Origin of the sequence: Dyadobacter sp. CY356 (assembly GCF_021440195.1) — a bacterium.
Taxonomy (GTDB): domain Bacteria; phylum Bacteroidota; class Bacteroidia; order Cytophagales; family Spirosomataceae; genus Dyadobacter.
The window spans coordinates 1,222,335-1,234,259 of the sequence record NZ_JAJTSZ010000002.1 but is presented as its reverse complement, the minus strand read 5'-3'; the positions used below and the strand labels follow the sequence as shown (position 1 = coordinate 1,234,259).

At 40.2% G+C, this 11,925-nt stretch carries 10 protein-coding genes; 6 read left to right on the top strand and 4 right to left on the bottom strand.

The genetic code is table 11. The features are described from left to right. Nucleotides 1-303 carry a type II toxin-antitoxin system RelE/ParE family toxin gene (locus LXL81_RS11550; protein WP_234646937.1) on the top strand — a complete coding sequence of 101 codons (303 nt, stop codon included), beginning with the start codon at nucleotides 1-3 and terminating at the stop codon, nucleotides 301-303. A 7-nt stretch (nucleotides 304-310) separates the two neighbouring features. Here the strand turns inward: LXL81_RS11550 and LXL81_RS11545 are convergent, their stop codons facing one another. Beyond that, nucleotides 311-1,072: an NYN domain-containing protein gene (locus tag LXL81_RS11545; protein ID WP_234646936.1), complete on the bottom strand. Its 762-nt coding sequence runs from the start codon at nucleotides 1,070-1,072 to the stop codon at nucleotides 311-313. Nucleotides 1,073-1,131: 59 nt separating this feature from the next. Further along, a complete protein-coding gene (locus tag LXL81_RS11540; protein ID WP_234646935.1) occupies nucleotides 1,132-3,492 on the bottom strand; it encodes a prolyl oligopeptidase family serine peptidase in 2,361 nt (786 codons plus the stop codon). Between the two features lie 131 nt (nucleotides 3,493-3,623). On the opposite strand from LXL81_RS11540, the gene LXL81_RS11535 reads away from it, so the two are divergent. The 5 genes from LXL81_RS11535 (at nucleotide 3,624) to LXL81_RS11515 (ending at nucleotide 10,143) form a co-directional block, all read left to right on the top strand. Further along, nucleotides 3,624-4,577, top strand: a complete 954-nt coding sequence (locus LXL81_RS11535) for an esterase-like activity of phytase family protein (protein ID WP_234646934.1) — start codon at nucleotides 3,624-3,626, stop codon at nucleotides 4,575-4,577. Between the two features lie 42 nt (nucleotides 4,578-4,619). Beyond that, entirely contained in the window at nucleotides 4,620-7,187 is a 2,568-nt protein-coding gene (locus tag LXL81_RS11530; RefSeq protein ID WP_234646933.1) for a M1 family aminopeptidase, read from the top strand. A gap of 30 nt (nucleotides 7,188-7,217) precedes the next feature. Next, nucleotides 7,218-8,078, top strand: coding sequence for an AraC family transcriptional regulator (locus tag LXL81_RS11525; RefSeq protein WP_234646932.1), 861 nt, complete (start codon nucleotides 7,218-7,220; stop codon nucleotides 8,076-8,078). Nucleotides 8,079-8,271: 193 nt separating this feature from the next. Beyond that, nucleotides 8,272-8,955, top strand: a complete 684-nt coding sequence (locus LXL81_RS11520) for a hypothetical protein (protein WP_234646931.1) — start codon at nucleotides 8,272-8,274, stop codon at nucleotides 8,953-8,955. A 294-nt stretch (nucleotides 8,956-9,249) separates the two neighbouring features. Further along, nucleotides 9,250-10,143 carry a hypothetical protein gene (locus tag LXL81_RS11515; protein ID WP_234646930.1) on the top strand — a complete coding sequence of 298 codons (894 nt, stop codon included), beginning with the start codon at nucleotides 9,250-9,252 and terminating at the stop codon, nucleotides 10,141-10,143. Nucleotides 10,144-10,219: 76 nt separating this feature from the next. On the opposite strand, the gene LXL81_RS11510 is transcribed toward LXL81_RS11515, so the two are convergent. Together LXL81_RS11510 and LXL81_RS11505 are read right to left on the bottom strand one after the other, a co-directional pair. Further along, nucleotides 10,220-10,840: an alpha/beta hydrolase gene (locus tag LXL81_RS11510; protein WP_234646929.1), complete on the bottom strand. Its 621-nt coding sequence runs from the start codon at nucleotides 10,838-10,840 to the stop codon at nucleotides 10,220-10,222. 99 nt (nucleotides 10,841-10,939) lie between these two features. Further along, nucleotides 10,940-11,875 carry a ring-cleaving dioxygenase gene (locus LXL81_RS11505; protein ID WP_234646928.1) on the bottom strand — a complete coding sequence of 312 codons (936 nt, stop codon included), beginning with the start codon at nucleotides 11,873-11,875 and terminating at the stop codon, nucleotides 10,940-10,942. Nucleotides 11,876-11,925: the final 50 nt, after the last annotated feature.

Genomic DNA, 11,925 nt, shown 5'->3' with positions numbered 1-11,925 from the left:
ATGGAATTCTCAATTGTTTTCTTTGAGCAGGCTAAATTTGATGTTCATGAAGCAAAAATCTGGTATAAACAACAAAAACCAGGTCTGGAAAAACGGTTCGCAAAAGTTATCAAGACTTCAATTATTACAATTCAAAAGAATCCTTTCATTTACGCAATTCAATACCAAAATGTAAGAATTGCTCATTCCGCATTATTTCCATACGGTATTCATTTTTACATAGATGCCATTAAATCTGAAATTGTAATTATTGCTATTTTACATCATAAACGAAATCCAGCGATTACGCATAAAAGATCATAACAATAATTTACTTCACCTTAACATAAAAATGTGAAATATTATTTTTCCCCGTATGACGTTCTTCCACCTGAATCGTTTTTATTGACCGGATCAGATCAAGCAATTTTTTATGACCATAATTCCTGGGGTCAAATTCCGGCCTTTTCTTCAAAATCATATTGCCTAAAACACCCAGAAAAATCCAGCCATCTTCGTCTGCTATATCATTAATACTTTCTGAAATCAATTTTATCAGTCCTTTATCAATTTTTGCAACCGGTGGCGTTTCTTCTTTAATAACGGTTCCCGATTTGGATGTTTCAGGAGCTGGTGTTTCCGGTTTTACTTCCTTTTTCAGAATTTCAATGTAAATGAATTTATTACAGGCAGCTATAAAAGCAGATGGTGTTTTCTTTTCGCCTATTCCAAAAACTTTCATACCTGCCTCGCGAAGCCGGGTGGCTAATCTTGTAAAATCACTATCGCTGGAAACAATGCAAAACCCATCCACGTTTCCGGTGTACAGAATGTCCATCGCATCAATGATCAACGCAGAGTCAGAGGAATTTTTTCCGGAAGTATAGCTGTATTGTTGAATCGGCGTTATGGCATTTTCAAGCAAAACCGTTTTCCAGCCGGATAAAGTAGGTTTTGTCCAGTCGCCATAAATGCGTTTGAAAGTTGGTGTGCCATAAATCGCAATTTCTTCCAGCATACCTTTAACATTTGCATAAGGTACATTGTCGGCATCAATTAATACGGCAAGTCTTAATTCCCGGGTCGTTTCCATGTGTGGTAAGGTAAATAAATTAGGATGGGCCAAAGATAACCCCAATCCCTGTGTTTATCTTATTTCAACTTTTCATTAAACAGCTTTAAAATCCTTTTGTACTCGTCTGTCCATGAAGACGCTTCAACAAAACCATGATCCTCCATGGGGTAAGAAGCCAGTTCCCAGTTGTTTTTCCCAAGCTCGATCAATCGCTGGGATAATCTTACAACGTCCTGATAATGAACGTTTACATCCACCATACCGTGACAGATTAATAAATTATTTTTCAAACCAGCCGCATGATAGATCGGCGAACTTCTATGGTAAGCGATACTGTCGGCTTGTGGTTCATTTAAAATGTTTGCCGTGTAGCCATGATTATAAGCAGCCCAGTCGGTAACGGGCCGTAAGGCAGCTCCGGCTTTGAAGACATCAGGCGTTGTGAAAAGTCCCATCAGGGTAATAAATCCGCCATAAGATCCTCCGTAAATACCAATTTTTTTAGCGTCTACGCCGTATTTTTTTATTAGGTATTTTGCACCGTCAATATGGTCCGTCAGATCCTTTCCACCCATAAAACGGTAGATTCCGGTACGCCAGTCGCGGCCATAACCTGCACTTCCGCGGTAATCCATATCGAGCACAGTATACCCCTGATCCGTCAGGAGATTATGAAACATATATTCACGAAAATAACTGCTCCACCATTTATGCGCATTTTGTAAGTATCCAGCACCATGAACAAAAATCACAGCGCGTCCATTTGACTTTTTGGGTTCATAAATGCGGGCATAAACATCTGCTCCGTCAGTAGCCTTAAATGTGATCAGCTTTGCTTCCCGCCATGGATAAGACTGAAACTCTGCGGAGGTTGATTTTGTAATCTGTTCCGGTTTTTCCAATGGTTTATTTTCCATAAGGAAAAGCTCCCAGGGTTTGTTACCCGATGAATAACGTATAGCCAGTTTTGTTTCGTCAGGGGATAAGGTTACCTCATTAGCTCCCGTTTCCTGGGTAATCCGGGTTCTTTTTCCACCCGCTGACGGCATACTGTAAAATTGCTGCTCTCCTAAATTCACTTCGTTGGTACTCAGATAAATCGTCTTTTTGTCTTTTGAAAACTGAAATTTCTGAATTTCAAATTTTCCGCTTGTGAGCTGCGTTTTCTTACCTGAAACGATATCAATTGAATACAGATGGGAATATCCTGACGCTTCGCTCTGGAAACAAATTGTCCGGTCGTCAATCCATCCGATTTCACCCGAGCTCATTGCATAACCACCAACACCAGGGCCGCCAACCCATGCCTCGTCACGTTGTCTGTCAAGCAGACGAAGCGATAATGAATCCGGATTGAACGCCATGATCCAGCGGTCCTTGTTATCCGTCGACCTGACCACCACCACAGCATTTTTTCCGTCATCAGACCAGAAAGGACTATGGACAATCACGGGCCGGTCTTTGGCTTTTGCAGTATCCTGTTTTGGATAATCTTTCAGATAGTCAGGTTTGTCACGTATGCCCGGAATTTTCTCTACGCTTAATTTTCGTGTCGTATCTTTTTTGATATCATAAACCCAAAACTCATAACTGGTGGCCGGGGCACCTACTTTTGTGCGACCGGATATATCTTCGGTAAATCCGGATTCTGTTACGTAATTTGGAATGATAGTTGTTTTTGCTGATTTGTCGGGTTGGCCAAGTTGGTAAGTGACAAAGCGGTTGTCCGGACTGAGCTTTTGATTCTGAATGCGTTTTTCACCAATGTATATTTCCTTCGGATAAGTAGGTTTTTCTCCCTTTTCCAGTTTCTTTCCGGCGTCTTTTTTTTCATTCCGTTCCTTCAAAATCTGAAACATAGCAAGCTGTTCCTCTTTTAAAATCTTTTCCTCAGGGCTTAATTTAGCGTCCGCTTTTTTACTTCCACCTTTAAAATCAGTATACTGGGTAAGTAATCCGGTTTCCAGATCAACACCGAACAAGTTGTTATCCCGTTCAAAAACAATACTTTTTTCATTGCCGCTAAACAATGGATCTGATTCTTTCTCAACGGTATTGGTAATTTGGCGAATGGTAAAGTCTTTATAGTTTAACACAAAAATATCACCGTCTTTTTCATAGGTTTTCAAGGAATGGTCACGGTTGAATTTGCCATCCTTTGCCGGGAGTTTTTTTCGGTCAGAAAGTGAAACTTTAACGATTTTTTTATCAGAAAGAGAATAGCTGTAAAGTGAATCAGACAGATTTTTATCCGGGTTCCAGTTAAAATAAATGGTCCTGGAATCACTTGACCAGAATATATCAGTCGGCGAAGTGCCAAGCCAGATCCTGGGTTCACGCATGATTTTTTCAACGGTAAGTGGACCCAGTTTTTGTGCTTTTGATGGGATTAATGTAATGATTAGCAGGAGTGATGTAAGTTGCAAAAAGTGTTTCATAGATAGCAGGCAGGTCGGTTAATTGTCTTGACATGCAATTTATGAGATTTATTAACTTCTTGCTGATAATTCCCAAATGTCTGCCTTATCTGTGCTATTTTTGTCTGCGCCCCAATCAAAGTGTTTTTAAGATGAAGAAATTATTTTTAGTTGTTTTTTCGTGTTTATGTTTTCAAAACTTAAAGGCGCAATCGCTTACGTTCGGACTGTCTGACTATACCATTCTGGCTAAAAAACCGGCAGGCATTTTACACGGAATTTCAGGAATTGAATATATCACAGCAAAGAAGCAGTGGCATCTGGCGAGCGACAGGGGCAATTATTTCATTTTTGACAGCATTAGTAACATCCGGGATTTTGAAAATAGACAGAATCTTGCCATTTCGAAAAAGACAGGATACTGGTTTGAAGCGATACGGTTTGATCCCAAATATTCCACTTTTTTATACGCTGTTGAAAACGAATACAAGCCAAATAACGAGACAAATGATACCACAACATACGTCAGTTATTACGATTCTTTTCCACCTGCATATCTGATTCCGCCCATGCATCTGCCCGCCGATAATAAGGGGATTGAGGCGATTGCCGTTACCGATAGCGGAGCGGTATGGATTGCTCCGGAAGCAGGTTGGCAGGGTGAAACAGAATTTGGAAATGATACCATTCATTTTTGGAAATTTGATAGAAAAAATTCTGGTTATAGTGAGGCAATTCCTTATACCTACGTCATAGACAGAAGCGGTTGTCCGTTAAGTACAACTGAAAAAAGAGGAGGGATTTCTGAAATTCTGGCGGTTAAGGAAAATCAATTATTGGTTTTGGAAAGATGTTATGATGAAAAAGTGTCCAAGAAAATAAAGGCAAAACTTTGGCAGGTTACTGTTGACGGGGCGACTTTGAAGAAAGATCCTGCACCCGCTTTTGACTTCAATGATAACTTCCCATTTGTGGTTGACAATCTGGAAGGTATGGCCTGGTGGCCGGGTGACAATGAAAAACGGCAGATACTATTGGTGACCGATGATAACCCGGGATTGAAAAACAGCCAAAGAACACAGTTGATTTTGTTAAAGGAAAAGTAAGATTCTGATTGAGTATTTCCTGTTTTTAAAGATATTGATCTAATGCATACCCGCTTTCTATTTTTGTTTTTCATCAGTATTATACTGATCAGTCAAAGTTGTAAAAATGCAAAAAATGAAATGCCTGAAAAAGGTGTTTCTTTTGCGTTGAATGAATACCGGAAGAAGACCCTTGACAGTATTCAATATAACATTGAACTGGAAATTCCTTCGCAGAAAACACAGGTTATTAAAGGAAAACAAATCGTAACGTTTAATCTTAAATCTTTGGATTCGGCGCTTGTGATGGATTTTAATGCGGATAGCAGTTTTCTACATGCCGTAAAATCCAGCGGAAAAGAAATCGCTTACGACTTTGTTAATGAGCATATTGTGATCAGTGCTGATCAATTGGTTAAGGGGAAAAATGAGATTGAAATTACATTTACTGCGGGAGATCTTTCTTTGAACAGGAACGAAGAATATTTATATACGCTTTTTGTACCGGATCGTGCCTCCACCTGTTTTCCGCTTTTTGATCAGCCTGATTTAAAAGCTTCTTATAACCTTACCTTAAAAACTCCGAAAGATTGGGAAGCCGTATCGAACGGTATTTTGAAAGAAAAAAAATCTGCCGGAGATCAGAATATTTATCAGTTTGAAAAAACAAAACCGATCAGTTCTTACCTGTTTGCCTTTGCTGCGGGTAAATTTTTCAAGACTGAAAAAACGGTAGGTGGAAGAGCAATGACGATGTATTATCGTGAAACAGATCGCAAGAAAGTTGAGCGCAATAGTGATGAAGTTTTTAATCTTCATGCTAAATCTGTTGCCTGGCTCGAAGAGTACACAGCCATAAAGTATCCATTTGGGAAATTTGATTTTGTCCTGATTCCATCATTTCAATATGGTGGAATGGAACATCCGGGTTCTATTTTTTACAATGAATCTTCTCTGTTTCTGGATGAAAATGCGCCTGTTAACCGAAAACTGGCGCGTGCGAGTGTCATTGCTCATGAGTCTGCGCATATGTGGTTTGGCGATCTGGTGACGATGGATTGGTTTAACGATGTCTGGCTTAAAGAAGTTTTTGCCAATTTCATGGCTGCCAAAATCGTGCATCCGAGCTTCCCGGAAATCAATCATGATCTGCGTTTTCTGCTCGCACATTATCCCGGCGCATATGAAGTTGACCGCAGCATTGGTACCAATCCAATCCTTCAAAAACTGGGGAATCTGAAAAATGCAGGAACACTTTATGGCGGTATTATCTACCAGAAAGCACCGATTGTGATGCGTCAGTTGGAAAAGAAAATCGGTGAAGGTTTGATGCGCGAAAGCTTACAGGAATACTTGAAAACTTTTTCTTTCAGCAACGCCAAATGGGATGATCTGATCAAAATAATTGATAAGAAAAGTCCGGAAGATATAGCAACCTGGAGTAATGTCTGGGTGAAAACGGCAGGCATGCCGGAATATGAATTTGTTGGTGATAAAGATGAAATACTGATCAAGCAGAAAAATGACTCACTTTCCGATCGTATCTGGCAGCAGCCGGTTGTGACATTTTGGAAAGAATTGTTTGCGCAGGGAAGCGTCATGGTTCATATCGACAACAAACCTCAAAGTATCAGAAAGCCGGATTTGCCCGCTATGGTTTTTCCTAATGCTAACGGGCAAGGTTATGGTTACTTTAAAATGGATTCTGTCTCTGAGGACTATTTTCTGAAAAATTATAATTCCAATAAAGATACCATGTTAACAGATCCTGTTTTCCGGGGTGCGATGCTGGTCAATATCTGGGAAGGATTTCTGCGTGGCGATGGAGCCGAGCCAGAACTCTTTGTTAATACATTGCTAAATATCTTACCAAAAGAAAACAATGCGCTTATTTCAGATAATTTGTTGGGCGATCTGCAAACCATCTGGTGGACATTTCTGACGGCATCACAAAGAACCAGACAACAGGAAAGAATAGAAAAAGTTTTATGGACGCTCCTGGAAACTACTCAGGACAAGGGTATGAAAAATTCGTATTTCCGGGCTTTCAGAAATGTCGCCATGACGGAAGACGGACTGAAAAAAGTGGAATCTTTATGGAATGAAAAATTGAAAGTAAAGGATCTGATTTTGTCAGAGGACGATAAGATTGGTTTGGCATATGAACTGGTTTTGAAAGGTCAGGGGGATGGAAATGCTGTTTTTGAAAAACAATTAAATGATACTAAAAACCCGGACCGCAAGTCACGGATGAAATTTGTAATACCCGCTTTGAGTCCGGATCAAAATGTCCGGGATGCTTTTTTTGAATCATTAAAGAAACCTGAAAACCGGGAGCACGAAGCATGGGTTCTGGAAGCGTTGGGATATTTGCACCATCCAATCAGGGCTAAAAATGCCAACAAATATTTGAAACCTTCGCTGGATCTTTTGCAGGAAATTCAGTTAACCGGTGATATTTTCTTTCCGCAACGATGGCTGGGAGTTACTTTTTCCGGTCATTCGGATAAGGAGTCGGCGGAAATTGCCAATTCATTTCTGAAATCAAATCCGGATTATCCCTATTATCTGAAAAACAAGATTTTGCAGTCGACAGATATGCTGGACAGAGCTGTGAGATTGAAAAAATAGATTTTTTTGCATCAGTCATAAATTAAAAAAATGCCTCAGAATCCAGTCATTCCGCTTCACAATCTTAGCGCCCGGACAAGTCTTGGTCTGGAAATTCACAGGATCGATGCAAAAAAATCGTCGGAGGTAGCCGGATACGGAGCGCATCGGGACGATCATTATATCTTCATTTTTCAGCAAAGCGGCAGCAGTAAAATGATGGTCGACTTTCAGGAAGTTAGCTTTGATGGCTGTGTTATTTTTTGTATTCTGCCGGGTCAGGTTCATCATTCCAATACAGCTATAAATTCAATAGGCTGGTTTATTGCCACAGATCTGGCTTCACTTGATGATACTCACCGGTCTGTTTTTGAAGATTACATGGCTCATCCTGAACCTGTTCCAATAAGTATTAAAACGGCAGACATTTTGGATAAATCAATATCGTTGCTTTCTGAAATGCTGCATAATCAGGAAGATCTGCCATTTCAGCAGCCGGCACTTCGTTCCATGGTTCAGGTCTGTGCAGGAAGTTTCGCTGCCGTTTTTCAGCAGCATAAGCAACAGTCTTCGCATGGTAATTCAAGACCGGTAATAATAAGCAATACATTTAAAAAAATGGTTTTGGAAAATTTCAAAACCCTGAAAAGTCCTGCGGAATATGCTGAGGCTTTAAATATTACGCCTTCCTATCTTAATGAAGTTGTAAAAAATACAACCGGTTTTTCGGTAAGTTACTGGATTCAGCGGGAAGTAATGATGGAGGCAAAAAGGCTTCTGTATTACACTGACCTGAATATTAAAGAAATATCTTTTCAGATCGGGTATACAGATCCAACCTATTTTTCTCGTTTATTTCAAAAAGTAACCGGAACCTATCCCGTGGCCTTTCGAAAAGAATACCGCAAATAGTCCAGCTTTTCCCGTTCTTTCTCTCTTTCCGTTTCTGTATTTCATGTGTTGTTTTGTAATGTCGATTGACTACGGCGGTCAATCAATCCGGAAATTTTATATCCTGATTAAAGTAAAAACAAAAGTTGATCCGTCTCCACGTTTATACCTGACCGCCAGGAAGTCATTTTATTAACACCAAATAGCCATAATCATGAATATTCTTAAACAAACAGCGCTTAATTTATTTGAAAACGCATTAGCGAAAGAGGGAACGATACTGGCCATCAGAGCCTGGAATCCTGCTACCTTTTTCGAATTGGACGTACACTTTCCTGCGCTGGATATGTCGGGATGGGACCGTGTGCAGCATATGAAAGTTAAAGTTGCACCCGGCGTTTACCGCGATTATACACCTGCCGGTTGGGATGTGGAAACCCGTACTTGTACACTGTATATCAATGCCATGCAGGAGGGGCCTGGAAGTGACTGGGTAAGATCATTGAAAGCGGGCGATAAAATTACTTACGTAGGCGTTGGGCCAACCATGCACCGGCCTGTTGAGGGAGGTGATATGATAGCTCTTGGCGATATGACAACAATTGGACATTACCTTGCTTTGCAGCAACTGGCCGGTACAAAAAATATTACAGGAGCGATTGCGATTGAAGAAGAAAATCACCGCGCAGAATTTGTGGAATATTTTAACTGGAATATTCAGCCAGTCGCGCAAACGGATCAGGGAGGTTTTCATGCTTTAACCGACTGGGCCAGAAAAAGGGATTTTAATCACGCCACCATTTATGTAGCCGGACACATTCCCAGCTGTGGACATTTAAGAAAGGAATTGAAGAAAAGCGATTGTGATACAGTCCGGGTGCAGGGTTTCTGGTCGTGAGTATTCGTTTGTTAATTTAAGATTTGACGCATTTTTGTTAAATATATTGAGAGAAATATCCTGAACTGGAAAGTGGCTGATAGCTGTTCAAGATAAATGATAAGGAACAGAACAGGAATATACCAGAAACGATTATTGAAAAAATAGAGGCGATTTTAAGATTACTTATGGATTTACCAAAGTTAGCATTGTAGCTTTTCCTGTTGTTCAATAACTTAATACCATATTTTTGCACACTGCAACGGTTCTGACTTACTTAGCGTAATGCTAAAATGAAGCCAAAACTCGTTTTTTATGAAAACAATTTATACCCTTCTTGTTTTTACGTTTTGTGCCAGCGTTGTTTTTGCACAAAACGAAGATTATTATAATCCGGTTACAAAGCCGGTTAAAGAATCCTATGAGCCGGTAACTCCTTTGGTCAATACTTTTAAGACTAAAAGAGAAAAAGCGATTTTTGCTAAATACTCAACGGAAAAGATCCGCAATCGCTGGTATATCGGTTTTGACGGATTTATTGGTACGGATAAAAGTACGCTCAATAACAATTTTGATGGTTTGGTAGACACAAAATCCGCCAGCCGTTCAGGATATAGTGCTTCCATTGGTTGGGTGAACCAGGAAAAGTGGGGGGTAGAAGTGGAATATGCCCGCTCGCCAATTCATAATACGCTTATTATCAACAATTCTTATCCATTGGAATACAAAATGGATAATGATAAAAACAATATTGCCTTCCGAGCCAAGCGCAGGATTTTATTCGGAAAATCAAATGCACTGGTTCGCCGCTCTGCTTTCTGGATCGGTGCAGGCGCAGGTATTGTACCAAATTCTGGTAAACAAAAGGATTTTATGGAGTTTGAAGGGTACTTACGACGTACAAGATTTACCAATGATACTTTATATTTAAGCAGCGATACGCGGACCAACTCAAAAATAACTGGTTTTGCCGATGCCACTGCTGAATATGTTATAAGAGTAGCCAAGGCATTTGATCTTAGTTTTTATGCGAGAAAACGTTGGGGGCTGGGAAATTCATTATCCACCCAACTCGATTATTACGTCAATAAAGTGCAAACCCAAACCGCAATGATCAAAGCAGATGGAAGCGGATTGGCATTTGGGATATCCCTCCGTTACATGCTGCACATTGGTTATGATGACGGAGGCAAGCACGAACTGGAATAAATGTGTGAAATACTGAAATAAAAAACCAGCGATCATTATTTTTAAATAGTGATCGCTGGAATATTTGTTTAAAATTTTATTTATTAAAAATCAGTGCATTGGCTTTCTCAATCTCATCATGACTGATGGTATGTCCCATATTTGGATATATTTTTTCAAAAACCTCAGCATGCATTGATTCCAAAATTGCCGTTGTTTCCTGTACTCTCGAAACCGGTACGTGCGGATCCGGATTACTGGTTCCAATAAAGATTGGAGTTCCGTCAAAATCTCCGGAATAGTTTTCAGCATAAATCCTGTCACCAATCAAACCACCGGTAAAGGCAGCAACGCCACCGTATTTCGCTGCATTGCGCGTCACATATTCAAGCGTCAGACAAGCACCTTGTGAAAATCCCAGAAAGAAAATGTTCTCTTTTAAAATTCCTCTGGCGACTGCGTCAGCAACTACTTCATCAATCACATCAATTGCCGATGATAGCCAGGGCTCATTAATGGACGGTTCCGCCAGAAATGATGTCGGATACCATGTATTATTTGAAGCCTGGGGAGCAAGAAGCGCGTAATCATTAGTATTCAGATGTGCAGCCAGCGACAAAATATCCTGTGCGCTTCCGCCCCGGCCATGAATCATGATCAAAACTTTGTCCGTTTCATCAATGGCTTTTCCGGCTGTTATTACTTTTTTGGTATGCATGATCGTGGTAAATCTAAATTGAGTTTGGAAAACATTGCAAGTCAGGAGTGGAAGGGGGTAAGAGATAATTAATTCCAACCCTTATCCCTTCCAAATCACTTAAACCAGTTTTGGCAATATTTTTTCAATTTCAGCACGTGAACTTTCGTACTGTTTTGGTAATCTCAAACTGCTTCCTAAATTTTCAACGGTTTCATCAATTGCAAAGCCTGGATTTTCAGAAGCAAGTTCGAATAAAACGCCACCTGGTTCTCTGAAATAAAGAGAGAAGAAATAATCACGATCGATTTTTGGTGTGATATTCAAACCTTTGCCCGCAATTTTATCACGGAACTCCATCAAAACCTGATCATTTTTTACACGGAATGCAACGTGGTGATTGGTCCCACCGGCATTATATCCGCGCTCCTCATTTGGTGATTCGATCAAATCTACAATTGCTGCATTTTCAACTGCATCAGTGATAAACCGGTAACGATTTCCTTCCTGTTCCAAAAGTTTATATCCGAAAATATCGGTCAAAATTTCAGCGGTTGGTTTTATATTTTTAAGTGTCAAAACAATACTGTGAAATCCTTTGGTAGCAACGTCGGCTTTGACGTCAGCTGTTTCCCATGGCTTTCTGTTGTCTTCGGTTTTTGATTCTATCAGGTTGATTTTCAATCCATCCGGATCCTGGAAAGGAAGATATAACTCACCGAATTTTTCATCTTTATTTCCTTGTTTTACTTTGAATTCGGTAAAACGGTCTGCCCAGAAACCCAGACTTCCTTTTGGTACTGAATACCCGATATCGGTAGCCAGACCAGTTCCGGTACGGCCTTGTGCAGTTCCTTCCCAAGGGAAAAATGTCAGAATAGTACCAGCCGATCCAACCTCGTCACCATAATAAAAATGGTAGGTACCTGGATCGTCAAAATTGACGGTTTTTTTCACTAATCTCAGGCCAAGAACTTTGGTGTAAAAGTCGTGATTGCGTTTTGCGTTTCCTGCGATGGCAGTGATATGATGCAGGCCTAAGATTTGATTTTCCATGATTGTTTTTGTTTTTTGTTATGCAAATTTCCGAAGATTGGAGCCCCTGG